This window comes from Bacillus suaedaesalsae (genome assembly GCF_016890225.1).
GTDB lineage: Bacteria > Bacillota > Bacilli > Bacillales > SA4 > Bacillus_BS > Bacillus_BS suaedaesalsae.
The window spans coordinates 118228-143172 of sequence record NZ_JAFELM010000016.1; the positions used below are offsets into that span (position 1 = coordinate 118228).

The 24945-nt window shown below is 37.2% G+C and carries 25 protein-coding genes and 1 other annotated feature; of the genes, 13 read left to right on the top strand and 12 right to left on the bottom strand.

What is annotated here, in order from left to right:
* The first annotated feature begins 355 nt into the window (after positions 1-355).
* Positions 356-538 carry a PspC domain-containing protein gene (locus JR050_RS03820; RefSeq protein WP_204202186.1) on the top strand — a complete coding sequence of 61 codons (183 nt, stop codon included), beginning with the start codon at positions 356-358 and terminating at the stop codon, positions 536-538.
* Positions 539-926: 388 nt separating this feature from the next.
* Here JR050_RS03820 and pta read toward each other — a convergent pair whose 3' ends face one another.
* Positions 927-1898 carry a phosphate acetyltransferase gene (gene pta / locus JR050_RS03825; RefSeq protein ID WP_204202187.1) on the bottom strand — a complete coding sequence of 324 codons (972 nt, stop codon included), beginning with the start codon at positions 1896-1898 and terminating at the stop codon, positions 927-929.
* Positions 1899-2220: 322 nt separating this feature from the next.
* Between pta and hemQ the strand changes: the two genes are divergently transcribed.
* From hemQ to gerQ, 3 genes are all read left to right on the top strand, one after another.
* Positions 2221-2967, top strand: a complete 747-nt coding sequence (gene hemQ, locus JR050_RS03830) for a hydrogen peroxide-dependent heme synthase (RefSeq protein WP_204202188.1) — start codon at positions 2221-2223, stop codon at positions 2965-2967.
* 179 nt (positions 2968-3146) lie between these two features.
* Entirely contained in the window at positions 3147-3572 is a 426-nt protein-coding gene (locus tag JR050_RS03835) for a cell wall hydrolase (protein WP_204202189.1), read from the top strand.
* A 24-nt stretch (positions 3573-3596) separates the two neighbouring features.
* Positions 3597-4064: a spore coat protein GerQ gene (gene gerQ / locus JR050_RS03840; protein WP_204202190.1), complete on the top strand. Its 468-nt coding sequence runs from the start codon at positions 3597-3599 to the stop codon at positions 4062-4064.
* Between the two features lie 221 nt (positions 4065-4285).
* Here gerQ and JR050_RS03845 read toward each other — a convergent pair whose 3' ends face one another.
* Positions 4286-4657, bottom strand: coding sequence for a DUF423 domain-containing protein (locus JR050_RS03845; protein ID WP_204202191.1), 372 nt, complete (start codon positions 4655-4657; stop codon positions 4286-4288).
* A gap of 130 nt (positions 4658-4787) precedes the next feature.
* On the opposite strand from JR050_RS03845, the gene pxpB reads away from it, so the two are divergent.
* From pxpB to JR050_RS03860, 3 genes are read left to right on the top strand one after another with little or no spacing between them, the layout of a single operon-like run.
* The gene (pxpB, locus tag JR050_RS03850; RefSeq protein WP_204202192.1) at positions 4788-5465 is read left to right on the top strand and encodes a 5-oxoprolinase subunit PxpB; all 678 of its coding nucleotides are present in this window, start codon (positions 4788-4790) and stop codon (positions 5463-5465) included.
* The gene (locus JR050_RS03855) at positions 5462-6229 is read left to right on the top strand and encodes a LamB/YcsF family protein (RefSeq protein ID WP_204202193.1); all 768 of its coding nucleotides are present in this window, start codon (positions 5462-5464) and stop codon (positions 6227-6229) included. Before pxpB ends, JR050_RS03855 begins: the two co-directional genes overlap by 4 nt.
* Entirely contained in the window at positions 6226-7140 is a 915-nt protein-coding gene (locus JR050_RS03860; protein ID WP_204202194.1) for a 5-oxoprolinase/urea amidolyase family protein, read from the top strand. Before JR050_RS03855 ends, JR050_RS03860 begins: the two co-directional genes overlap by 4 nt.
* A 257-nt stretch (positions 7141-7397) precedes the next feature.
* Here JR050_RS03860 and JR050_RS03865 read toward each other — a convergent pair whose 3' ends face one another.
* Both JR050_RS03865 and JR050_RS03870 read right to left on the bottom strand, forming a co-directional pair.
* On the bottom strand, positions 7398-7694 hold the full coding sequence (locus tag JR050_RS03865) for a hypothetical protein (RefSeq protein WP_239454082.1): 297 nt from the start codon (positions 7692-7694) through the stop codon (positions 7398-7400).
* Positions 7695-7772: 78 nt separating this feature from the next.
* Positions 7773-8030, bottom strand: coding sequence for a YwdI family protein (locus JR050_RS03870; RefSeq protein WP_204202195.1), 258 nt, complete (start codon positions 8028-8030; stop codon positions 7773-7775).
* A gap of 171 nt (positions 8031-8201) precedes the next feature.
* Between JR050_RS03870 and JR050_RS03875 the strand changes: the two genes are divergently transcribed.
* The gene (locus JR050_RS03875; protein ID WP_204202196.1) at positions 8202-9014 is read left to right on the top strand and encodes an HAD family hydrolase; all 813 of its coding nucleotides are present in this window, start codon (positions 8202-8204) and stop codon (positions 9012-9014) included.
* Positions 9015-9188: 174 nt separating this feature from the next.
* Here the strand turns inward: JR050_RS03875 and JR050_RS03880 are convergent, their stop codons facing one another.
* On the bottom strand, positions 9189-10397 hold the full coding sequence (locus JR050_RS03880) for an MDR family MFS transporter (protein WP_204202197.1): 1209 nt from the start codon (positions 10395-10397) through the stop codon (positions 9189-9191).
* A gap of 352 nt (positions 10398-10749) precedes the next feature.
* On the opposite strand from JR050_RS03880, the gene JR050_RS03885 reads away from it, so the two are divergent.
* Positions 10750-11220 (top strand): Hsp20/alpha crystallin family protein, encoded by a 471-nt coding sequence (locus JR050_RS03885; RefSeq protein ID WP_239454084.1) that lies wholly within the window; start codon positions 10750-10752, stop codon positions 11218-11220.
* A 22-nt stretch (positions 11221-11242) separates the two neighbouring features.
* On the opposite strand, the gene JR050_RS03890 is transcribed toward JR050_RS03885, so the two are convergent.
* The 4 genes from JR050_RS03890 to JR050_RS03905 form a co-directional block, all read right to left on the bottom strand.
* The gene (locus tag JR050_RS03890) at positions 11243-11707 is read right to left on the bottom strand and encodes a hypothetical protein (RefSeq protein WP_204202326.1); all 465 of its coding nucleotides are present in this window, start codon (positions 11705-11707) and stop codon (positions 11243-11245) included.
* Between the two features lie 2 nt (positions 11708-11709).
* Complete coding sequence (locus JR050_RS03895) at positions 11710-12501, bottom strand: hypothetical protein (protein ID WP_204202198.1); 792 nt, start codon at positions 12499-12501, stop codon at positions 11710-11712.
* Positions 12502-12621: 120 nt separating this feature from the next.
* Positions 12622-14052 carry a proline--tRNA ligase gene (gene proS, locus JR050_RS03900; protein ID WP_204202199.1) on the bottom strand — a complete coding sequence of 477 codons (1431 nt, stop codon included), beginning with the start codon at positions 14050-14052 and terminating at the stop codon, positions 12622-12624.
* A gap of 56 nt (positions 14053-14108) precedes the next feature.
* Positions 14109-14320 (bottom strand) — a binding site (T-box leader).
* Between the two features lie 249 nt (positions 14321-14569).
* Entirely contained in the window at positions 14570-15592 is a 1023-nt protein-coding gene (locus JR050_RS03905; protein ID WP_204202200.1) for a YkvI family membrane protein, read from the bottom strand.
* A gap of 620 nt (positions 15593-16212) precedes the next feature.
* Here JR050_RS03905 and zwf point away from each other — a divergent pair.
* Positions 16213-17694, top strand: a complete 1482-nt coding sequence (gene zwf, locus JR050_RS03910) for a glucose-6-phosphate dehydrogenase (protein ID WP_204202201.1) — start codon at positions 16213-16215, stop codon at positions 17692-17694.
* Positions 17695-17709: 15 nt separating this feature from the next.
* Positions 17710-18330, top strand: coding sequence for a cyclase family protein (locus tag JR050_RS03915; RefSeq protein WP_204202202.1), 621 nt, complete (start codon positions 17710-17712; stop codon positions 18328-18330).
* A 614-nt stretch (positions 18331-18944) separates the two neighbouring features.
* Here JR050_RS03915 and JR050_RS03920 read toward each other — a convergent pair.
* The 3 genes from JR050_RS03920 to JR050_RS03930 all read right to left on the bottom strand — a co-directional run bounded on the left by JR050_RS03920 (position 18945) and on the right by JR050_RS03930 (position 21534).
* On the bottom strand, positions 18945-19373 hold the full coding sequence (locus tag JR050_RS03920) for a hypothetical protein (protein WP_204202203.1): 429 nt from the start codon (positions 19371-19373) through the stop codon (positions 18945-18947).
* A 198-nt stretch (positions 19374-19571) separates the two neighbouring features.
* Positions 19572-20984, bottom strand: coding sequence for an NADP-dependent phosphogluconate dehydrogenase (gndA, locus tag JR050_RS03925; RefSeq protein WP_204202204.1), 1413 nt, complete (start codon positions 20982-20984; stop codon positions 19572-19574).
* Between the two features lie 151 nt (positions 20985-21135).
* Positions 21136-21534 carry a thiol-disulfide oxidoreductase DCC family protein gene (locus JR050_RS03930; RefSeq protein ID WP_204202205.1) on the bottom strand — a complete coding sequence of 133 codons (399 nt, stop codon included), beginning with the start codon at positions 21532-21534 and terminating at the stop codon, positions 21136-21138.
* A 127-nt stretch (positions 21535-21661) separates the two neighbouring features.
* Here JR050_RS03930 and JR050_RS03935 point away from each other — a divergent pair, with 127 nt between their 5' ends.
* Together JR050_RS03935 and JR050_RS03940 are read left to right on the top strand one after the other, a co-directional pair.
* Complete coding sequence (locus JR050_RS03935) at positions 21662-22894, top strand: aminopeptidase (RefSeq protein WP_204202206.1); 1233 nt, start codon at positions 21662-21664, stop codon at positions 22892-22894.
* Positions 22895-23004: 110 nt separating this feature from the next.
* Positions 23005-24537 carry a hypothetical protein gene (locus JR050_RS03940; RefSeq protein WP_204202207.1) on the top strand — a complete coding sequence of 511 codons (1533 nt, stop codon included), beginning with the start codon at positions 23005-23007 and terminating at the stop codon, positions 24535-24537.
* Positions 24538-24945 lie beyond the last annotated feature (408 nt).

The window sequence follows — 24945 nt, forward strand, 5'->3', positions numbered from 1 at the left end:
TGTAAAATTTGTGCTCCTTTTTCTACATCCTACATGTTAAAATAAGGAAAAACAGAGGTGAAGCATGAGGAGAAATAAACCATTTTATCTTGTTTGCTTTTTGTTAACTCTTATCCTTTCTATTAATCCAACTACCGGTCAATATGAAACTTCTCATTACTACGGAAAGCCCACAATCGTTTTTTCTTATTATGGAGGATCGAATTTCGGTATTAATTTCCTTGGTCTTCTTATTAATTTCGCCATCCTTTTCTGTATGATTAGCCTACTCATTAGACTATATAGATTTTTATTTGTCCCTTCTCATCATTCCAACAATGATCATCTATGATAGTAACCGAAAGGAGAATTGTTTTTGCAAAACAAATTAAGAAAGTCTTACAAAGATAAATCCATATCCGGTGTTTGCGGTGGTTTAGCAGAGTTTTTTGGTATTTCTTCTCTTGCTGTGAGGTTAATATTCATTTTTTTACCTGCTAATTTACTCATCTATATTATTCTCGCTAATACGATGCACGATAACCCACCTTCATTGTAAAACTTCATTGATCCCATTGATAAGAAAGAGGCTGGGACATAACTAAATATATCATCCTAAACGGTTAATAATTCCGGAAGAACAAGTTCGTTCCATTGCGCTGCAGACACTCGCTTTCCGCGGGGAGGAAGCTGATGGTTATTTTCACTATCGTGAAAAAACCTACCTCCTCGGCTGCGCCTGCGGGGTCTCAGCCTTTCCTCTATCTCCCGCAGGAGTCGAGTGTCTTTCGCTCCATTCCACTAGTTTTTTAAAGAGTATGCAAAATAAAACAAATCTAAAGCAACAAATAAAGACCCGAACTATAGGTGAAAGATTCATTAAAATATCGCCTAATAGTTCGGGTTTATCACTGGCTGAAATACTTATGTCAAAGCCTTCTTCTCCTCTATAACGATTGCGCTGCAGTAATCAATGCTAACTTATAGACATCTTCTTCATTACAACCACGTGATAAATCATTAACTGGCTTGTTTAAGCCTTGTAAAATTGGTCCGATTGCTTCAAAGTTTCCTAGTCGTTGCGCTATTTTATAGCCAATGTTACCCGCTTCAAGACTTGGAAAGATAAATACATTCGCATCCCCTTTTAACACAGAATCAGGTGCCTTCTTCGCAGCTACGGAAGGAACGAAAGCTGCATCAAACTGGAATTCTCCATCAAGCACTAAGTTTGAATCTAATTCTTTTGCTATTCTCACTGCCTCTACTACTCTTTCTGTTTCAGGTGATTTTGCTGAGCCCTTCGTAGAAAAACTAAGCATTGCTACACGTGGAACAATTCCAAACAAACTAGCTGTTTTTGCACTTTCAACTGCAATTTCCGCTAAATCCTGACTATCTGGAGAAATGTTAATTGCACAATCAGCAAAAACATACTTTTCTTCAGCTCTTACCATAATGAACACACCGGATGTTTTCTTCACACCTTGTTTCGTTTTAATAATTTGCAAAGCAGGTCTGACTGTATCTGCTGTAGAGTGTGCTGCTCCACTTACTAAGCCCGCTGCCTTTTCCATATAGACGAGCATTGTACCAAAGTAGTTTTCATCCATCAGAATTTTTTTCGCACCTTCTTCCGTTGCTTTTCCTTTTCTTCTTTCAACAAAAGCCCGAACCATCTCATCTTGTTCTTCATAATTGGCAGGGTCTAAAATCTCGACTCCGTTTAACCCTAATCCTTTTTCAGCTGCTTTATTTTTTATTTCTGTCTCATTACCTATTAAAATGGGAGTTAGTATCCCTTCTTCTGCTAAACGATTTGTTGCAGATAAAATTCTCTCATCTGTTCCTTCAGGAAATACAATTTTAATATTTTTTCCTTCAACTGCATTCTTTACTGTTTGAAATAAATCACTCACTCTTTTTCCTCCTACTGTTTTTTAATAACGGGGTATATTCTGATTTCCATGGACTGCTGGCAAGTGCCAAAAAATCAACAATGCTCTAAAATAGTCAACTATTTCTGTATGTACACAAACTGTAAGGCCATTTCTATCCTTCCCAAATATACCAAAACTTATCGTATGATTCGTCACAAAATCGTTAAGAATACACATGGGTTTACGAACATCTATTTAGGTAAAACTATGATATAGTATTGATGTATACATATTCTTTTTGTTCTATGAGCGAAGGTATGCTCATGAATGCACAATTATTTATTATAAAGGAGTGTTATAGATGAGTGAAGCAGCAAAAACTCTTGATGGATGGTATTCGTTACATGAATTCCGTTCTATGAATTGGACTGCTTGGAAAAGCCTAAGCAGTGATGAAAGACAAATGGCAATTTCTGAGTTTCAAGGTTTACTTGAAAAGTGGGGTACGGCTGAAAATAGTAAAACAGGTAGCCATGCACTATACACAGTTGTTGGTCAAAAAGCAGACTTTATGTTCATGCTATTACGTCCAACTCTAGAAGAAATTAATGAATTAGAGATGGAATTCAACAAAACTATGTTGGCTGAATTTACAATCCCTACATATTCATATGTATCAGTCGTAGAATTAAGTAACTACCTTCCTGCAGGTGAAGATCCATATCAAAATCCTGAAATTCTTGCCCGTTTATACCCTACTTTACCAAAATGGAAGCACATCTGTTTCTATCCAATGGACAAAAAGCGTGATGGTGAAGATAACTGGTACATGCTTCCTATGGAAGACCGCCGCAGCATGATGAGAAGCCACGGTATGATTGGTAGACAATATGCAGGTAAAGTGAAGCAAATTATCACAGGTTCTGTTGGTTTTGATGATTACGAGTGGGGAGTAACGCTATTCTCAGATGACCCACTTCAATTCAAAAAGCTAGTCTATGAAATGAGATTTGATGAAGTAAGCGCACGCTTTGGTGATTTCGGTTCATTCTTTGTTGGGAACATTCTTCCAAGCGAAAAGCTACCTCAATTTTTACACGTTAATTAATACATGATGCCTCCTTATTTTAATAAGGGGGCTTTTCTTTTTTTAGTCATAATCTGATTTCACCATACATAGTATCAATAGTGGATTGATAGTCCTTTTCAATAAAAGTTGCTGCACCATTTTCAACACCAGCCCATATGCTAGTAAAGGATTTTACTGTGAATAGGAAGGGTGAGAGGATGGCTGTAGTTGCTCATACTGAAGAGGATGTGAAGCTTTTAGCTCGACTTTTACGTGCTGAGGCTGAAGGAGAAGGAAAACAAGGAATGCTATTGGTTGGAAATGTAGGGGTCAATCGTGCTCGTGCTGCTTGTTTAGATTTTAAGAAAATCACCAATATCCGCCAAATGGTGTATCAAAGTCCTGGTGGTTTTGAAGCAACACAAAAGGGCTATTTTTATCAAGCTGCTAGACCAACTGAAATTGAATTAGCACGAAGAGTTCTAAAAGGTCAACGTTTCAACCCTGCTGAATTTTCGTTATGGTTCTTTAAGCCAGGAGGGAATTGCCCTGCTCAGTGGTATAACCAGTGGAACACAGGGAGATTTAAATCACACTGCTTTTACAAACCAACTTCGGAGAATTGTCCAGATGTGTATCGTTAATCTTCATTACTAGGAGGGGTTTTCATGAATCAAAAGTATGCACAAACAAGTCCTTATGGATATTATGGTACTTCGTTTCCAACACAAGGGATGCAACAAGTACCTCCAGGACTGACGTATAACCCGTATGCTCAAGCAGGTGGACCGTTAGTTCAGCCTGGTGCTCCCAATGTAGGGATGCAAAATCCAGCTGATTTTGTACCTGGTATGCTTCCCTTAGAACAATCCTATATTGAAAATATTTTACGTTTAAACAAAGGTAAGCTCGCAACTGTTTACATGACATTCGAGAACAATCGTGAGGTATTTAAAGGAATTGTTGAAGCGGCAGGTCGTGACCATATCATATTAAGTGATCCTCAAACTGGAATGAGATACTTACTATTAATGGTATACCTAAATTACATTACATTCGATGAAGAATTAGCTTATGAATATCCTTTTGGTTCTGCATCTGCAGCACAACCAATAACAACTTATAGCCCTAGATAAAAATATATGGCTATAGGGGCAACATGCTCCCACACTTGAACAGAATGTGCTGAATTCAGTGTTGTGCCCAGGGTGTAACGCCCCCTATAGTTTGCTGAAAATCCTTATAATAGAGCACATTCCATTTCAAGCAACATACTACTTAAAAGAAATAACTTATTCCACCAATGGCCAATAAAAGCAACAGAGTATCCACTACCTTTGGATACTCTGTTTCTATTTTACAAGTATTTCACAGCCCCAATAATCACCATTAACCAAGCAATTAAAAAGGCAACTCCACCTAATGGAGTGATTGGCCCAAAAAATTTAATACCTGTTGTACTTAATGCATATAGACTACCAGAGAATAAAACAATGCCGATAAACATAAGCCATCCTGCCCATGTAAAGGACGCAACATTTTCATACTTGCCTACTAGTAGACCAATAACTAATAGACCAAGAGCATGGAACATTTGGTATGTTACTCCGGTTTTCCAAACTTCAAGCATTTTCGTTGATAGCTTACCTTCTAGACCATGTGCACCAAATGCACCTAGGCCGACTCCAATTAATGCATTAATCGCACCTAATACGATAAATAATTTCATTTTTTTCACACCTTATATATATTTTTTCTTCCATCATAATAGATTAGCCTTCAAAAATCCAAGATAATTCCTTGTTGCCCTAATTATGATATAATTATCCTAATATTCCAAAAATAATTAGGAGGCATATATGTTTCCGTACAACATTCAACCACTCGGTGATACTAGCTTACTCATAACATACTCACACAATCAGCCAGATAAGTTACTAAACCATATTCACGATACTGCACGAATACTATATGAAATAAAGCACCCCGCAATGATAGATGTTATTCCAGCATTTGAAACAATAGCCATTGAATATGACGTATCATTATGTACGTTTAAACACATGAAAAAGGTCGTTATTCCTTATCTTGAAGAAAAACGAAATTCCATCTCAATTGCTCCTGCACATCATAGAATACCGATTTGTTATGATGAAAAGGTTGCCCTAGACCTTATTGAAATGTCTCATACACACAACCTCACTCCTGAAGAAGTAATTGCGATTCATCAAGAAACTACATATAAAGTTGCGCTCATGGGTTTCCTCCCTGGATTTCCTTATTTAACGGGACTTGATAAACGATTACAAACACCACGAAAGTCAACACCAAGGACCTATGTTTCAAAAGGAGCAGTCGGAATTGGAGGAAATTACACAGGTATTTATTCTCTTGCATCTCCTGGTGGCTGGAATATTATCGGACAAACTCCTATCCAGCTTTTTAACCTATCCAATACAAAACCCTTTTTATTTCAACCGGGAGATACGTTATCATTCTATGCAATAACTCTTGAGGAATTGGAGGCTACTAAATGAAACAAATTGATATAAACTGTGACTTAGGTGAAGGATTTGGACACTATACAATAGGGCAGGATGATGTGCTTCTGCAGTATATTTCATCAGCAAATATTGCCTGTGGATTTCATGCAGGTGACCCGAATATTATGAATGCCACAATCAAAAAGGCAAAAGAAAAGGGAGTGAATGTTGGCGCACATCCAGGATTCTATGACTTACACGGATTTGGAAGACGCCCCCTTCACCTAGAGGCAGACGAAATCAAGCATTTAATGCTTTATCAACTTGGTGCAATTCAAGCCCTATGTTATGCAGAGCATGTAACGTTAACCCATGTTAAACCACACGGTGCTTTATATAATATGGCTTCAACTGAACCGTATATCGCAAAAGCAATTGCCCTAGCTGTAAAAGTATTTGATCCAAATTTAGTTGTCTATGGTCTGGCTGATAGTGAACTTATTCAAGCTTGCATCGATTTAAATGTACCGTATGCCATTGAAGCATTTATCGATCGAACTTACCAAGATGATGGAACGTTAACACCAAGATATCTTGAAAATTCATCCATAGCTACAATTGAGGAATCAGTTGCACAAGCCCTATCCATTATTGAAAGCAATGAAGTTACAACCATATCTGGCTCAACTATTCGAATAGAAGCAGATACACTTTGTATTCACGGTGATCATCAAGGCTCTGTAAAGTTAGCACAGGAATTACAAAAGGCACTAACCAATAGAGGTGTCCAAATAAAACCTTTAGGAGTACAAAAGTGAGTAGGAAACCAATTATTCATATAGAGAAAACAGGATTAGCAACTAGCTTTCAAGATAAAGGGAGATATGGATTTCAGCGTTATGGGGTTGTTACATCTGGTGCCATGGATTCTTTCGCTTTTCAAACAGCAAATGGACTAGTAGGGAATCCTCTAAACGCAGTATGTCTTGAACTATGTATAGTTGGCCCCACTCTCACCTTCCTTGACACTGTTACCTTCGCTATATGTGGTGCAAACCTTTCTCCGATATTAAATTCAACGCCAATTTTAGGATGGAGAACATATACCGCAAAAAGAGGTGATACACTCGAATTTGGAAAACAAATCGAAGGAACCTTTGCGTATTTAGCAATTAGAGGTAGTTTTGAAGTTGAAGAGGTATTAGGAAGTAAATCCACCTATACAAAGGCCGAAATTGGGACAACAGTGACCCCGAAGACGATATACTATAGTACTCACTCTACCCTGCTAAAAAGAAATCGAGGACTTATACAAAAAGAAATCCCTACGTATCATCATCATATAGAAGTTCGTTATATTAGAGGACCACATTTAGATTACTTGCAAGAAGATGCTGTCTCTAACTTTGAAGAACAAATTTTCACCTACACGCTTGGGGATCGAATGGGATTTCGATTACAGGGAGAAAGCCCTATACAATCTAAACAACAATCACTACCTTCCGACCCAATCCCTTTAGGCGGAATACAAATCCCTCCAGATGGTTGCCCAATTGTTTTACTTGCTGACCGTCAGACAACAGGAGGTTATCCAAGAATTGGGACGATCATTAGTTACGATATCCCTAAATTCGTACAACTACCTCTTCAAGGTAAAGTGTCGTTTTATCCAATTTCAGTTGAAAAAGCACAACAATTACATAGAAGGTCTATCTTTACTTACAATTAGGCTGGGACATAACTAAATAAATCATCCTCAAAGGCGAATATTATCTAAATTATTCTACCTATTAAGTATTATTTATCAGTTAAGCTGTAAGATCAAATTCGTTCCATTGCGCTAGTTTTTATAAATAGTATGCAAAATCAAACAAATCTAAAGCAACAAATTAACCCGAACTATTAGGTAAAAGATTCATTAAAATATCGCCTAATAGTTCGGGTTTATCATTGGCCGAAATACTTATGTTCCATCCTCATTTATTCTTATCGACTTGACAGGTAAATTTGAAGAGCCTCTTTCACACCAGCTTCATCCTCATCTACCTGGAATTCATAATGATCACCATCTAGCTTTGCTTCAAGATTTTGATAACCTTGCGCCTGTAAGAAATCATTAACATCTGAAATGGTTTCTGATTGAGTTAATAACGTTTTATGACCAACAAACTCACCATTTACATAAACATCATAGCGATCATGATTTAATTTCGTATCCGTACTCGAATGTATCTCATCGAATATAAAAGCACCACTATACAATCCATTTGTATTATTCGTCATGTAAGTACCTCCATTTTTCATTTCTTTACAGTCAGTTTTTCCTACAAAGAATGAAATATGGTTGGTAATGTTTACAGTTTAAAAGTCAAATAATGAATCACTATTTGAATCTACGTCATTGTCTTCTTTCTTGTTTGTAACAGATTCTATTTTATGTATCGGTGTCTGCTTTGAACGTATATGCTCCTCGCTTGTCATTCTTTCTTCTAAAACAAGTCCACAAAGCGTTTTAATCACAATGAGGTGCTCACGTAATGCATGGTTGTCTTTGGCTTCATATGCTTTTTGTAATTCGCGGTCCATTTTATTTAATATCGTTGAAATTGTCACTTCCATTGTCTCACAACCTAACTTATTATTGACGTTATCGTATCGCATAGCATACTAATTTACAATGCACTATTTTTCACTTGTAACTGTCAATTCATACAAAGTTTGGAGTTTTTACCTAACGTGTAATGATATAATGGAATGACAAGCCTATATATAGAAAAAGGAGTTAAACGTATGAAGTCATTTATTGAAGAAGCTAAGCTAGTGATTTTTGATTTAGATGGTACTCTATATGAAGATACGGATCATTTTGATTATTACGCTGACCTTATGAAGGCACAGTTACATAACGAAGAACTTCAACAAAAATTCCAGCAGGATTATGAGGCAATGAAAGCTGGTAACCATGTTGTGAAGATTGGAAAAGCATATGATGTTGAAAATGATTATGTGTTAACGCTTGATCCAATGAGCTTAACCGTTACAGAAGTACACGACTGGGATGGAAATGTAGTAGATACTTCTTCTATGTATGCAGAGCCTCTTACATTTAATTTTGAAAATATGATTGCCATTGGGGATGGTTGGTGGCTTCCATTTGCTGCAGCCAAACATTATGGAGTTGAAGACACTTATACTAGCTACAATAAGACAAAAGAGTATATGGTAACAGACAATTTTCAATTAACAAAAACTGCAGGACTTAAACAAGGACTTCTCGAACTAAAAGAATCGAAAAAAATTGTTCTATGTACGAACAGTGATATCGATGATGTTGGTCGTTTGTTAAAAGAATTAGAACTCGATACCGTATTTGAACATATCTTAACTTCTTCCATGAAGCCTACAAAAACAGAAGAACATTTCAAAAAGTTATTAGCACAATATGAAGTTGAGCCACACGAAGCCGTTTCAGTTGGTGATAACTTTATAAATGAAATTGCTCCCGCTCTTAAGCTTGGAATGAAGGCCGTCTACATTCACTCCGCTTCAGACGAACGTAATGAAAACTTATTTACAATCCCTACGTTGGCGAATGTTTGGTAATAACAATCATAAGAGGCTGCCCAAAAGTCATGAAAAGTTGACTAATTGGGCCGCCTCTTTTATTTCTTTAAAATATGTTTGCTCCATTACACTATGTAGTAGATGAATTACCTTGAAAAGCAGCTGACTCTATATGGGTCGTCATTAAACTATCTTTAGAGTCAGCCACTTTCATTATGCAGACAATGTGTTCTGCTGTATTTGTTTTTCATATCGTGCATTTCCAGCATAATAAAACCACATACTTGCCGCAATTACGCCACCAATTATGAAGAACAATAGCTGTCCGCTATATTGACTTAATATCCAACCTCCGAACATCGGACCTGCTGAATGACCAATTGATCGAAACTGCGCCGCCCCAAAATAAGTTCCCCTCATTTCGTCTGGAGCAATTTTATCGATGAATACACTTCCAGAAGGAAACAAGAAAATCTCACCAATCGTCACAATTGTCATGGAAAGGATGAATCCCGTCCAGCCACCTGATAATCCAAAGCCGATGAAGCCCGCTGTAAACAATAAACTACCAATCATCATCGCATGAAGTGTTTTCCATCTCTCTGCTAACCGACTAAGAGGTATTTGCAGGAGAACTACTGTTATCGCATTCGCTGATAAAAGAACTGAATATAGTACAACACCATCTTCTAATGATGAATTTAAATGCTGTGGCAGTGAAGATTCAATTTGAGAATAACCGATGTTGACTAGAATACCACCCACTATAAAATAGCGTAATGATACATCTCGACCAATCACGCGAAAAGCCTCTTTAAACGAAGCAACTGCTTTTCCTTCATTCACATTCGTGATTTTATATTTATTCATTAGGATTAATAAGACGATTCCATAAATCATATATGCAATCCCCGTAATAACAAACGTTAAGTTGGCTGAGATCATCCCTAAATAGGCTCCTAAAAGCGGTCCTACCGATGCCCCAATATTAATGGCCATATAACGCATGGAAAAAACCTTTAGTCTCTTTTCTTTTTCCGTTACATCAGCCATTAATGCTTGGCTGGTCGGTTCAAAAAAGGACCTTGAAAGGCCGTTTACTGCATTTAATAGCATAAATGCCAGTACATGCTCTGAAAATGCGAATCCAAAGAACACGGCTGCCCACACAAAAATAGTTGTTAACATGACGACTTTTCTACCGTAACGATCGGACAAATGTCCACCAATAAAACCACCTATTGTCCCTGTTAAAGGGCCTATTCCAATTGTAAGGCCAATTAATATAGGACTAACATCAGTTGTCCTTGACAAGTATAGCGCTAGAAACGGCATGGCCGCAAAGCTAGCTCCTCTAGCGAAAACTGTGCCCGCTAATAATGTCCATACAATAGGATGATAGGACTTAAATGTTTTCCTCATCCTGTTTCTCCTGCTCTCTTCATTGAAGTGTTATTTTTGTTTTGCCTCGAACTTCATACATGGGTTCCCTGACGATTGATGAACAGCAACTGACGGCATATGTGGTGTTTTGAAATTAAACGCCTTGCAACCTCTTGGAAACCGTTTATCCCATGTTGTATAAAAATGTTTGCATTGAAAACAATTTACACGTTTTTGTGTCATGCATATCAACCCTACCCTGAATTCATGAATTCCGCTATCGCCCATTCTCATATCTTTTACTTGAGCAATAGAATAATTATATATCATAACTCCACTTGCGCATGTAAACAAGATGGAAATTTTTGCTTAAGAAAGGAATGAGATGATAATGAAAGAAAATAAAAATCCTCTCTCCAAAAGAGATGAACCGATACATCATATTATGAAATCAATTGATAACTTCTTCCACTCTAGGCCTTTGCAAGGTGCAATAGGCTCCCTTGATGAGTTTTTCGGTCGAAGCAAAGCATTTGGAATTCCCATTGACTTATATGAAACAAATACAGAACTCGTCATAAAGGCTGAAATCCCTGGGGTAAAGCGTGAGCAAATCCAATTAGATATTGAAGGACATTATCTTCGGATCTCTGTAGAGCACAAAGAAGAAAACGAAGTGACTCATCGTAATCATAACTTTTACCGTAGAGAACGTTCATATCAACACTCAGAACGCAGCATTCAATTGCCCTATGCTATTTCTGAGAAACACTGTAAGGCTACCTATCAAAATGGTATCTTGACGATTACAGCACCAAGAGGTACAAAGGTGAAAAAGCGTATTCAAATTGATGAAGCGTAACAAAAATACACGGAAGCAATCGCTACCGTGTTTTTATTTTGGCCACTCCAAGAGCAAAATGACTCCACAATATGTTTTCGATTAGTTCAGCTTGCGACTCCTCACACTCTATAATGAGTATAATTTCCGAATGCTTCCCCTTTAGTCTCCTTCTTCTTTTCTTAACCACTAACTCAATAAAGAGGCTAATTAAAAATCCTAAAAGGAAGCCAATAAACGCCGAGATTAGCCCCCAGTAGATTGGTCCCCATTTCAATTTAAATCCGATACTTGCACCAACAACTGAAAATGCGGTAGCAAGAGCCATTCCTATATCAATAAGTGAAGTACCATCGGAACGATGAATGTTATCAAAAATTTTTCGGTTTTCTGACCGATTATCTAATGGGATCGCAAAAATATTCTCCTTATTTATTCCCTTTTTCTCTAATGTTGAAATAGCCATCTCTAAAAAAATGGTACTTTCATATGTAGAAAATAATTGCATGTTCATCTCTTCACCTTAATTCCTTTTAATACGTGAAAACTTGGTGAATGATAATGTTCGTTTAGAAACTTTCTTTGTTCTTTTTTGAATAATTTATTATTTTCAACGGTATTCATATAAGAGTCATATATAGCAAATCCATAAACAGATGGTAAGAATAATAGCCATTCTGGATCCAAAGCAGAAGTTGCCTTTTGAATTTCCCCTAACAACAATAGAGATACCCCTTCTAATGCATGAGAATTGTAAAAAAAGATAACGACCCAGATGATGACGAAAAAGGATGTTAAGATTCTATGTAAGTAGAGTTGTCCAAGCCCTGGTACAAAAAGCGACCATAAGACAGCAAATACAGGATTTCGCTTATCTAAATAGTTAATTTCTAATGATCCTATACTAAATGTGTTGTAACGATGGTCCTCTCGATCTGCCAGGAGATAAACCTTATTTAAATCCACTGTTGTTCGATAACTGTCCCATATCCCAAAAATATAAACAGGTATATACATGAGCAGCCATCTTGTGTCCAATACACTCTTTGCTAGTTCAATATCTCCTTGGAAAGAATAGATCATAGCCAAATTAACATTCGCTTGAATATTCACAATCACTTCCCACATAAATAGTAGATATCCTCTAATATATTTTGATAATAGGAGATGACCGAAACCTGGGAATGCTGCAGACCACCAAGCAATAATATACGGACTTCTTAAATGGATCTGAGTAGTTCCTAAAATACTTACATGAGCTTTATATCGCCTGGCACTATTATCATTATTGTAGTTTTCCATGATGCCACCTTACATTGTTTTTTCTATAGTTTTCTACCAATTATAATTTTTATCCCTGTTATTAGATGAATAACCAAAAAGAAGTGACTCTCGTCAATAAGAGTCACTTCTTTTTCAGAATTAGTAGGCCTTTGCCCAATATACCATTTGCTTCGCTCCTTTATCACAGCAAACACAAGTCGTTGTCAATTCTTCCTGTTCAAAAGGTATACATCTAGATGTTGCTCCTGTTTCTTCCTTTATACGATCTTCACAAGCTTGATCGCCACACCACATTGACTTAATAAATCCACCTTCAGCTTCAAGTTTCTCCTTAAAACTTTCCAGGTTTGTTACGGATTTTGTTTTTTCTTCGCGTAGCTGTAGTGCTTTATCATATAAATTTTGTTGGATATCTTCTAACAGCTGTTCAATTGTTTCATGTAGTTGATCTGTTGCCACTACAATCTTTTCAGCGGTATCACGTCTAACAAGAACTACCTGCTTGTTTTCAATATCCTTTGGTCCTACCTCTAAACGAAGTGGGATCCCCTTCATTTCATATTCATTAAACTTCCAGCCCGGCTTTTTATCACTAGCATCAATGTCAACACGTGCTAATTTAGAAAGCTCACCCTTTAATCCATAGGCATAATCTAATACACCTTCTTTATGCTGGGCAATTGGCACAATCATCACTTGAGTTGGTGCAGCTTTTGGAGGAATAACAAGCCCACGATTGTCACCGTGTACCATTATCAGTGCACCAATTACACGCGTTGTGAAGCCCCACGATGTTTGATGAACATACTGCAACTTACCTTCTTTATCTGTGTATTGAATGCCAAATGACTTCGCAAAGCCATCACCAAGATGATGAGATGTTGCTGTTTGTAATGCTTTGCCGTCATGCATTAAGCTTTCGATTGTGTACGTAAACTTAGCACCTGCAAATTTTTCCTTTTCTGTCTTTTGACCTTTCACTACTGGAATGGCGAGTACCTTTTCACAAATCTCAGCATACACATCAAGCATTCTTGTTGTTTCTTCATGCGCATCCTCATCTGTTGCATGAGCTGTATGACCTTCTTGCCATAAAAATTCTAACGTACGCAAGAATGGTCTTGTTGTTTTCTCCCATCTCACAACATTTGCCCATTGGTTATATAACTTTGGTAGGTCACGGTATGAATGAATGATATTTTTATAGTGTTCACAAAATAATACTTCAGATGTTGGTCTTACTACTAGCCTTTCTGTTAATTCCTCTGATCCTCCGTGAGTAACCCATGCTACTTCTGGTGCAAATCCCTCTATATGATCTTTTTCTTTTTGTAGAAGACTTTCTGGAATAAATAGAGGCATATATACATTTTGATGACCTGTTTCTTTTATTCGTTTATCAAGAGCGTCCCTTACATTTTCCCAAAGGGCATAGCCATAAGGACGGATAATCATCGATCCTCTTACACTCGAATAATCGACTAAGTCTGCTTTTTTCACAACATCTGTATACCACTGTGCAAAATCTTCTTCCATCGATGTGATGTCTTTTACAAATTCCTTCGCCATCTTCTTTCACCTCTGATAAATTTATATTCTAAGAACACAAAAAAGCCATAATCCCAAAAAGGGACCATAGCTTGGCGGTACCACCCTCATTTATAAAGTATGACTATACCTTATACACTTAAGCAGGATAACGGACTTCTCCGCTATATCTTATCGATACAGAACTCAAAGGCAGGTTCAAGTGGTGTTTTATAGAAACCTTGCAGCATTTGGTTTCCTCTCTGGATAAAACCTTCGTCACTTTACTAGTCCTTATCAACGTTTATTTTTATTGTTAATTTGCATAGATTTATTAAGTAATATAATGAGTCCTACATGTAATGTCAAGTATTTCTTAAATCCCCCCTACAAACAGAGATATGCATAGGTTTAGTCCCTTAGTTTTAATTGAGTTTGTCTAGACTAGAATCACAGATTCGAGAAGTTAGAAATTTTGGTGTTGATGAAAATAAATTATAAGAACGAAGGATAGTATCTGAAAAGCTAAAAAAAAAGTTCGCAATTATTGCGAACTTTTTCACGACCTCTTCACTGGCATTTTCTTAACCATTAAAGATAACAAAACAACACAACCAATGTAGCCAAAGAGAGGATATAAATATTTAATTAATGAATCAAAACCAATTAAACTAACAAGATAACAAATGAACAAAATCCAGATAATGATAGATTTTTTTGGTGTAGAAGAACCAGAAAGCTTTCTAGAAATGCCATATACGTTTCCGATTAACGTTGTATAAATCTCCCCGTAAATAACGATAACAAATAGGATATGAAGAACTGTCCCAATTTGTTTAATAATCTCAGCCATTGGAATGCTGTACGCTGTCATATTCGGAATTGTAATGAGTGCTAAATGGCTAGTAATCAGAATGAGTGTTAAACCTAATCCGCCTAAAAAACCGCCCCATTTAATAATGGTCTCATTTTCGCTATCTCTACCTAGTGGCACAAGCACAGCTTGACCAAGCACAATGTTATAAGAAGCATATGCAAGCGCACTCATTAGCACTTTTGCGAAATTCGGAGACTCTCCATAATAAACAGTTGATCCTGGGAAAGCCGCGATAATTACAATACTAAACAAAAGCATCATAGGAACAATAATAGAGTTTACAGCCAGAAGCCCTTTCATCCCTCTAATTACTGCTAAATAACAAAGAACAATCGTTAATAAGATTCCTAGTTGCGATGGTAACCCTAACTGTTCCCGAAAGACAGCACCTGTTCCAGAAAACATAACAGACGTAACCCCAAACAACATAATTAATAACACAGTATTGACGACTCTTCCGATTTTCTGGCCAAATAAATACTCATTAATTTCTTGATACGAATTGGCATTAATCCGTTTTGCCATTAGCATCGATTTTGTCCCAATCCAAATGAAAAAATAGCCACTTATTAAGATCCCGATGATTCCAATCATTCCATATTGAGAAAAAAATTGAACAACCTCTTTTCCAGTCGCAAAACCAGCTCCGACGATTGTCCCAATATATGTCGCTGCAACCTGTAAAATGGCCTTTACGTTCCTCATCTACTCACCTTCATTATAAAATATTGTATTTGTTACACTATATGTATAAGCCCTCACGAAAAGACGAGCTTTTTTCATTTGTGAAATAAACAGCCGTTGAAGTAACCCTTAGTACTTATAATCAAAAATAAAATGGTAAATAAAACACACGATTTCTAGATAATGTGAGGATACAAATGTTCTTTTCAGTAGATATTTGTTACAATAATGAAGATTTGTTTCATCTATTATTTTTTGCTAATACTAAGAATTGCAGAGGCACCTCGCATAGCCTCAAGAGAAGCAAGGAATCCCCTTTTTTTCCAGGAGATATAAAACGCAGGGCTTACTCTGTAACTAGCCACTTGAAAAACTATACTTTCTTATACAATGGCTCTGTTAAAGTACAGTGTTGAATTTTAACTATATGTTGATTGTAGTGGAAGGTGCGAGACTCCTGCGGGAGCAGCGGGTCAGGTGAGACCCCACAGGAGCATAGCTACGAGGAGGCTCACCGCCCGCCCCGCGGAAAGCGAGTGCCTTCCACGGAAATCAACATTATTGTTTAACAGAGCCTATACAATAAGAAAGTAAATAAGCAAGTTTACATATAGCATCCTATTAAAGTGAGGTCTAAGGCATTGAACGTAGAAAATCCTAAATCACTAATTGTCATTTTTGGAGCAACAGGAGACTTAGCAAATCGAAAACTGTTCCCATCCATTTATCGTTTATATTTGAATGGAAAACTTTCTGAGGAGTTTGGGGTTGTCGGTGTAGCAAGAAGACCAAATTCCAATGAGCAATTCCGTGAAAATGTTCGCGAGGCTCTACTTGAAGCAAAACTCGATGATTCAAAGATCGACCAATTTTGCGAGCACTTTTATTACCACCCTTTTGACGTTACAAACCGTGAGTCGTATCTTGAATTAAAGCTATTATTAGAAAACCTGGATTCTACATATCATACTTTCGGAAATCGAATCTTCTATTTAGCAATGGCTCCTGAGTTTTTTGGAACGATTGCATCAAAGTTAAAATCTGAAGGATTAACAGATACAACTGGCTGGAAGCGATTAATGATTGAAAAGCCGTTTGGCAGGGATTTACCATCTGCGAAAGAGTTGAATAAACAAATTCGCGACGCATTTTCTGAGGATGAAATTTACCGAATTGACCACTATCTTGGCAAGGAAATGGTACAAAATATTGAAGTAATCCGCTTTGCTAATGCACTTTTTGAACCGCTATGGAATAACCGCTATATCTCAAACATTCAAGTTACCTCTAGTGAAACTCTAGGTGTAGGCGAACGAGCAAGCTACTATGAAAAATCAGGTGCACTTCGTGATATGGTGCAAAATCATATGATTCAAATGGTCGCCCTGCTAGCGATGGAGCCACCGAGTCGTTTAAATACTGAAGAAGTTCGTAGTGAAAAGGTGAAAGTATTACGTTCATTGCGAGCAATTTCCTTGGATGAAGTGGACCAATATTTTGTAAGAGGTCAATATGGTTCTGGCATCGTCGCTGACAAGGAAGTTATGGGCTACCGAGATGAAAACGGGACAGAGCCTGAATCGAATACAGAAACCTTTGTAGCTGGAAAGCTATTGATTGATAACTTCCGTTGGGCAGGTGTTCCATTTTACATCCGAACAGGAAAACGTATGGCTGTTAAATCAACGAAAATTGTTATCGAGTTTAAAGATATGCCGATGAATTTATACTTCCCTGAGGGAGAAGAAAGACGCCCGAACGTACTCGTTATTCACATCCAACCAGAGGAAGGGATTACGCTACATATCAATGCGAAAAAATCAGGTCCCACCGGTGAAACAACACCTATTAAGATGGAATTTAGTAGTAAAAGCCAAAATAGTATTAATACGCCTGAAGCATATGAACGATTAATTTATGACTGCTTACGCGGTGATGCAACAAACTTTGCTCACTGGGATGAAGTTGGTTTGTCTTGGAAGTTTATTGATACAATTTCTGAGGCTTGGGCAACAAATAAAGCAAGTGACTTCCCGAATTACAAATCAGGCTCGCTCGGCCCAGAAAAAGCAGACAAGCTCCTGGAAAAGGACGGCTTCTACTGGTGGCCGTTAAGCGAGTAACTCGAGGTGAAATGAATGAAAATTTACGATATAACAGCTCCCGTTTTTGTTGGAATGCCTGTTTATAAAAACAAACCCGAAAAGCAACCAACCTTTGATACCGTAACAAATGGACATGTAACCGAAACGAGAATATCACTTGATGTTCATTCTGGTACGCATATGGATGCTCCTCTTCACATGATGAACGACGGTGCAACAATTGAAACGATAGATATCGAAAAAATTGTTGGTGCATCGAAGGTTTTGGACTTAACTCACGTTGAGGATGGAATTACTAAAAAGGACTTAGAAGCTCATGATATCCAAAAAGGTGATTTTCTCTTATTTAAGACGAAAAATTCCTTTGATGAAGAATTCAACTTTCAGTTTATCTACTTAAAAGAAGATGGAGCTCAGTATTTAGCTGAGTTAGAAGTACGAGGACTCGCGATTGATGCACTTGGGGTGGAACGTAGCCAAGAAGGACATCCCACTCATAAAGCGCTGTTTTCAAAAGACATCGTGGTAATCGAGGGTGTACGTCTTAAGGATGTTCCAACTGGTAATTTCTTTATGGTAGCTGCTCCAATGAAGTTAATTGGAACAGATGCCTCACCAACCCGTGTTTTATTGTTTGAAGATATGAATATATGATAAGAGGCTGGGACATAAGTATTTCAGCCAATGATAAACCCGAACTATTAGGCAATATCTTTCACCTACTAGTTCGGGTCTTTATTTGTTGCTTTCAATAGATTCGTTTGATTTCGCATACTATTTTTACAGTAAAGAAAGTTTAAAATTTTTGAGTGTATCTTACATATATGTGTATTATTAATCCAGCTCCAGCGCCCAGCTCCTCGAGGTCAAATAACCCAGAGAGAAGAAAAGGGAAAATGCACCCTTTTCTTCTCTCCGGAACATTTGCTTGTCGGGGCTAAACGGGGCGCTTGCGCCTTTTGTTCTAAACTAGTGGAATGGAGAGGAAGACACTCGACTCCTGCGGGAAGTAGAGGAAAGGCTGAGACCCCGCAGGCGTAGCGAGGAGGTAGGTTTTTTCACGATAGTGAAAATAACCATCAGCTTCCTCCCCGCGGTATCCGGCGAGTGTCTGCAGCGCAATGGAACGAACTAGTTCTTCCACTTAACTTGATTAATAAATAACAAAGGGTACGAGTAAAGTATAATATTTAATAGGTAGAATAATTTAGATATTATTCGCCTTTCAGGATGATTTATTTAGTTATGTCCCTGCGTCTTTTCGCTATCTATACTCGGTAAAATTCAATATTAACTAATGATGCTACTAGTAATTTTATATAAGACTTATTAATGATTCCATGAGGATAAACATCTTCTTCTATCATTTTGCTCATATAAATTTCATATAGAGCAATTCCCTCTTTGTCTTCCCATATTTCTTCGAATAACTCAATTTGAATTCCACATTTCCTTAAAATTAAGTTTCTTAACTTATACAATTGGGAATATAATAATGTCTCAATCTCTGAACTCACATTAATCAAGGCTTCATTATCGGAATGATGAATTCTAGCAGCCATGTTATCATTCAATACCTTACTTTCTATAGATAATGTAATGTAATTTTGAAGAAGATCCACGAGACTATCATCCTGTAAAAGTGCCTTTATCTTTTGTTTTCTCTCTTCTAGCGTTAATTCTATCATCCTGTCCACCTACCTATTCTCCTCATATATGTTCATTATGTCCAAATCTAGCAAAGGATAATACACTTCTATGAATTCTTTCAGCACTATTACACTAGTAAACCAATAGATGCTTTTTCGGTAGTTAAAGTACAAGTTAAGCAACACCCTTGTCTTAAAATTAACATAAAAAACCCCGCTTCTTTTTCGAAACGGGGATTACAGTTATTACTTTTCCATCCAATTCGTATGGTATGTTCCTTCTTTATCCACACGTTGGTACGTATGGGCACCAAAGTAGTCGCGTTGTGCTTGTAATAAGTTTGCAGGTAATGTTTCTGTACGATAGCTATCGAAATAGCTAATTGCACTTGAGAAACATGGTACTGGAATACCGTTTTGAACTGCAACTGCTACAACCTCACGCATTGCAGATTGGTAATTCTCAACAATGTCTTGGAAGTATGGATCAAGCAGTAGGTTTGCTAGACCCGGATCGCGATCATAGGCTTCCTTAATTTTTTGAAGGAATTGTGCACGTATAATACATCCACCTCGGAAAATCATGGCGATTTCACCATAGTTCAAATTCCAATCATACTCTTCTGACGCTGCACGCATTTGAGCGAAACCTTGTGCATATGAGCAAATTTTACTTGCATATAAAGCTCGACGCACAGACTCAACAAATTGCTTTTTGTCTCCAACGAACTCTTTCTTTTCAGGACCTTTTAAAATCTTACTAGCTTTTACACGCTCATCTTTTAAAGCAGAGATGAAGCGAGCAAACACAGATTCTGTAACAATTGGAAGTGGTACGCCTAGATCAAGTGCACTTTGGCTTGTCCATTTACCTGTACCTTTTTGTCCTGCTTTATCCAAAATCACATCAACCATAGGTTTTCCTGTTTCTTCATCAACCTTCGTGAAAATGTCTGCCGTGATTTCAATTAAATAGCTATCTAATTCTCCCTTATTCCATTCAGAGAAAATTTCATGAAGTTCTTCCGCAGATACACCAGCAATGTTCTTTAACAAGAAGTATGCCTCACTAATTAATTGCATATCACCATATTCAATACCGTTATGTACCATCTTCACATAGTGACCTGCTCCATCTGGACCGATATATGTGCAACAAGCATCACCATCAACCTTAGCTGAAATATCTTTTAAGATCGGTTCCACTAATGCATACGCTTCACGTTGACCACCAGGCATGATTGACGGGCCGTTAAGTGCACCTTCTTCTCCACCAGATACACCTGTTCCAACAAAGCGAATGCCTTTTTCGGCAAGCTCTTTATTTCTTCTCATCGTATCAGGGAAATACGCATTCCCACCATCGATAATAATATCTCCTTCATCTAATAATGGCACTAGTTGCTCAATCGTCGCATCTGTTGGTTGACCCGCTTGTACCATTAGTAGCATTCGACGAGGAGTTTCTAATGAATCTACAAACTCTTCCATTGTATATGTAGGTTTTAAGTTCTTTCCTGGGTTTTCTTGCAGCATACTATCTGTTTTCTCTCTTGAACGGTTATATACAGATACTGAGTAGCCTCTGCTCTCAATATTAAGTGCTAAGTTTTTACCCATTACTGCTAATCCAATTACACCGATTTGTTGTTTTGACATGTCAAACGCCCTTTCCGTTTCCTGCTTACAATACTAGTAGAAAATAACATATTGCCTTGACAAGAATCAAGTTGTCACTTCTTTTTATTATACCTGTATTACGGCATAAAACCTAAGTTTCGACCTATAACTTGAGTACTTTCCTATTAATTTATTTTAAAAAACGTTTTCTTAATTCTGGAGTTGGCAACACACACTGCTCTTGTTTACCAAACCATTTGTAGCGATTGCGAGAGACCCATGAGTATAGCTTATCTCGCAGCTTTCTTGGGATGATATAGAACACTGTACATAAGGTGAAAATGCCGCCTAATTCTCTGCATATTGCTAACGCAGCATCTGACTTTTCATATGCCCTTTGATTTGAAACATATATGAAGCTATTGAGCTGATCAGTTGGAAAGCCAAACTCAGATAATACCTTTTGACCTGATTCAGATTGAAGTGACGCAAATGTTAGTTTTTCTTTTTTATCGTGTTTGATCAAAAATTGGACGGCACCATTACACAAATTGCAGACACCATCAAATAAAACTAAAGGATGGTTCATTGTTAATCAACCCTTTCCCCTTCTTATATTCAGTATAGTGCAAACAACTGATGCTTTCTATATTCTAGTTTCCTTTTAGTAGAATATCTTCTAGAATAAGTTGTATAACGTTGAAAAGGAGAAACTCATGACAAACTTTACTGAAAATCTCAAGAAGTATGCAGAAGTTACAGTTAAAATCGGATTGAATATTCAAAAGGGGCAAACGTTATTAGTAGCAGCTCCTCTAGTTGCAGTAGATTATGTAAGAGCTGTTGCAACCGCTGCGTACAGTGCTGGTGCAAAAAATGTGCATGTAGAGTGGAACGATGAAGAATTAACTCGCATTAAATACGAGCAAGCACCTGATGAAGCTTTTTCAGAGTTTCCTGTATGGAAAGCAAAAGGCTATGAAGAAATGGCAAAGGAAGGTTGTGCGTATTTAGCAATCTACGCATCAAATCCTGATCTGTTAAAAGGGATTAATCCTGACAGAATCTCAACAGCGAATAAAACAATGGCTCAGCATATGAAGGAATTTAGAAACATAACTCAATCCAGTCAAATTAGCTGGTGTGTTGTATCTGTCCCAACTAAGGAATGGGCGGCAAAGGTATTTCCTAAAGTTTCTCAAGAAGACCAAGTTGATGCTTTATGGGAAGCAATTTTTACATGTACTCGCGCGAATTTAGATAATCCTGTTAAGGCATGGGAAGAGCATAGCTCAAATCTATTAAGTCGTGTTCAGTATTTAAATGAAAAGAAATACAAGAAGCTCCATTATCGTGCACCAGGTACGGATTTGACAATTGAACTACCTGAAAAGCATGTGTGGGTTGGCGGTGGAGGTAAAAATGCAAAAGGAATCTCCTTTACACCAAACATTCCAACAGAAGAAGTGTTCACAACACCTAAAAAAGACGGAGTAAACGGTATTGTCACTAGTACTATGCCACTAATTTATTCTGGTAATGTTATTAATGGTTTTTCATTAACATTTAAAGAAGGTAAGATTGTAGAAATTTCAGCAGAAGAAGGCTATGAAACATTAAAGCGATTAATTGAAACAGATGAAGGAGCAAGTTTCTTAGGAGAAGTAGCTCTTGTCCCTCATTCCTCTCCTATTGCTCAATCAAATACGATTTTCTATAACACACTATTTGATGAAAACGCATCCAACCATCTTGCAATTGGTTCTGCTTATCCAATATGTATGGAAAACGGTACAAGTATGAGTCAAGAAGAGCTAAGTCAAAATGGGTCAAACACTAGCTTAGTACATGTAGATTTTATGATCGGTTCTGCACAAATGGATATTGACGCTATTACTGCAGATGGAGAAATAGAACCACTATTCCGAAACGGAAGCTGGGTGAAGTAAGCACTAAGGGGAATTCCCTAGTGCCTTTTTTTTCCAATTGTGTTATGCTTTTATAAAAAAGGGTCGTTCACATCTGTTTTGTGAAAATGACCTAGCTTTGGGGGAGTATTATGAAGAAATTGAAAGCTGGTTTGCCGTTTATTTTACTATTAATTTTTGTACTTGCCGTTCAGTTTTTTAATTTTTTAGAGTCTGAACAAAATTCTAATCATGAGTCTTGGAGTCGATCTGTTAATTTAGAATTAGAAACAGACAACCGTTCTCCGTTAATGGTAACAACTGATGAAGGAATAGATTTATATACTTCTAATAACGGCATTATTCAACATCAAACTGTAAAACCAGATCTAACTTTGCAAAAACAAACAGACATTAAAGCACCAATTGGTTCACAAGATTCGTTCTGGACTAATGGATCTGATGTTATGTATGCAAAAAACAATACACTCACTGTATTGACTGCATCTGGTGAATCGAAAATTCTCCTAGAAGGTGTTCAGCAATTTAAAGCAAATGAAAGCCTAGCAGTTGCTGTAACAGATAATGAAATCTTCACTATCAATACTAAGACCTTCGAGCCTGTTAAACTATCAAACCTAGCTGGCAAAGTGGAAGACTTAGTCGTGACACTTGACACGAATTCCTTTGTTACTGCTACTAATGCAGATGCAAGTATTTTAACATTCACATTATACCAATTCGCTCAATCCAAATGGAGTGTAACTGAACTATTTCAATATGACACAAATCTTGACTCATACGCTGGTGTAGATTATTCCATTATTGATGGAACACTGCATATTATTTATACATCTACAAGCCGTAAAGGTGGAGGAGACTTACAAATAGCAAACTTCTATGCAAAAGCACCATTGGCAAGTCTTCCCGGTGAACTAGCATTCAATAAATTAAAAATTTATGATGGGGAGAATCAACTTCCACTTATCAAAAATTTTAATATTGTTAAAATGGACGAAAAGGTAAATCTGTTATTTGCCTCTACAAACGAAGTAAATGACCGGGAACTAACGAATGTCTTCAAGGCTGAGCTTGATAAAGAAAAGTGGACAGCAAGTCGTATAGGAACTAGTGACTTACAATCCTCTAAACCAGTAATGGTAGGTGAAGGACTCATTACTTGGTTAGACTTTGACGCTAAAAAAGATATTTATTATGTAATGGGTGCTAGTACAAATGAAAAGGCGATTGCATCAAGTTTAGAACTTACAAAAACAGATTATGTGCATGCTGTTTCTCGAACCATTTTCTCACTATCTGGAGCCTTAATTTTCTTAGCTGTTTCATTCCTTGTCCTCATTCCACCAACTGTGTTACTCATAGGGATGAACTACTTTAACGTTTACAATAAAACTAGATTTATGTGGATGGCCATTGCGTCATACTTTATTACACAATTTTATTTCATTCAACGTTTCTTTGATTCACCGAGTATTAGTTTCGGACCTTTCTTCATTAACTTTTCGTACAGTCAGTTTATATTGCCGTTAGTGACAGCTGCATTAGCTTTCTTACTATACTTCCTCGTTCGAAACAAAGAATGGAGTGAAGAAGTAAATGTGGTCTATATCGTATCCCTTCATATGTTCATGATGGTTATTATGGTTGGGCCGTTTGTATTCTGATGATTAAAGAGGCTGGGACATAAGTATTTCAGCCAATGATAAACCCGAACTATTAGGCAATATCTTTTACCTATTAGTTCGGGTTTTTAGTTGTTGCTTTAGATTTGTTTGATTTTGCATACTATTTTTACAGTAAGAAAGTATAAAATTTTTGGGTGTATCTTACATATATGTGTTTTATTAATCCAGCTCCAGCGCCCAGCCCGCCTGAGGCAAAACGGGGCGCCCTGAGCCTTTTGTTCTAAACTAGTGTAATGGAGCGGAAGACACTCGACTCCTGCGGAAAGTAGAGGAAAGCGAGTGTCTGCAGCGCAATGGAACAAACTAGTTCTTCCACTGAACTGATTAATAAATAACAAAGGGTACGAAAAAAGTATAATATTTAATAGGTAGAATAATTTCGATATT

Bases quoted from the DNA above. Each gene is read 5' to 3' on its own strand.
- hemQ (WP_204202188.1), top strand. From the start codon at position 2,221: ATGAGTGAAGCAGCAAAAACTCTTGATGGATGGTATTCGTTACATGAA.
- JR050_RS03835 (WP_204202189.1), top strand. From the start codon at position 3,147: ATGGCTGTAGTTGCTCATACTGAAGAGGATGTGAAGCTTTTAGCTCGA.
- gerQ (WP_204202190.1), top strand. From the start codon at position 3,597: ATGAATCAAAAGTATGCACAAACAAGTCCTTATGGATATTATGGTACT.
- JR050_RS03845 (WP_204202191.1), bottom strand. From the start codon at position 4,657: ATGAAATTATTTATCGTATTAGGTGCGATTAATGCATTAATTGGAGTC.
- pxpB (WP_204202192.1), top strand. From the start codon at position 4,788: ATGTTTCCGTACAACATTCAACCACTCGGTGATACTAGCTTACTCATA.
- JR050_RS03855 (WP_204202193.1), top strand. From the start codon at position 5,462: ATGAAACAAATTGATATAAACTGTGACTTAGGTGAAGGATTTGGACAC.
- JR050_RS03865 (WP_239454082.1), bottom strand. From the start codon at position 7,694: ATGACGAATAATACAAATGGATTGTATAGTGGTGCTTTTATATTCGAT.
- JR050_RS03870 (WP_204202195.1), bottom strand. From the start codon at position 8,030: ATGGAAGTGACAATTTCAACGATATTAAATAAAATGGACCGCGAATTA.
- JR050_RS03875 (WP_204202196.1), top strand. From the start codon at position 8,202: ATGAAGTCATTTATTGAAGAAGCTAAGCTAGTGATTTTTGATTTAGAT.
- JR050_RS03880 (WP_204202197.1), bottom strand. From the start codon at position 10,397: ATGAGGAAAACATTTAAGTCCTATCATCCTATTGTATGGACATTATTA.
- JR050_RS03885 (WP_239454084.1), top strand. From the start codon at position 10,750: ATGAAAGAAAATAAAAATCCTCTCTCCAAAAGAGATGAACCGATACAT.
- JR050_RS03890 (WP_204202326.1), bottom strand. From the start codon at position 11,707: ATGCAATTATTTTCTACATATGAAAGTACCATTTTTTTAGAGATGGCT.
- JR050_RS03895 (WP_204202198.1), bottom strand. From the start codon at position 12,501: ATGGAAAACTACAATAATGATAATAGTGCCAGGCGATATAAAGCTCAT.
- proS (WP_204202199.1), bottom strand. From the start codon at position 14,052: ATGGCGAAGGAATTTGTAAAAGACATCACATCGATGGAAGAAGATTTT.
- JR050_RS03905 (WP_204202200.1), bottom strand. From the start codon at position 15,592: ATGAGGAACGTAAAGGCCATTTTACAGGTTGCAGCGACATATATTGGG.
- JR050_RS03915 (WP_204202202.1), top strand. From the start codon at position 17,710: ATGAAAATTTACGATATAACAGCTCCCGTTTTTGTTGGAATGCCTGTT.
- gndA (WP_204202204.1), bottom strand. From the start codon at position 20,984: ATGTCAAAACAACAAATCGGTGTAATTGGATTAGCAGTAATGGGTAAA.
- JR050_RS03930 (WP_204202205.1), bottom strand. From the start codon at position 21,534: ATGAACCATCCTTTAGTTTTATTTGATGGTGTCTGCAATTTGTGTAAT.
- JR050_RS03935 (WP_204202206.1), top strand. From the start codon at position 21,662: ATGACAAACTTTACTGAAAATCTCAAGAAGTATGCAGAAGTTACAGTT.
- JR050_RS03940 (WP_204202207.1), top strand. From the start codon at position 23,005: ATGAAGAAATTGAAAGCTGGTTTGCCGTTTATTTTACTATTAATTTTT.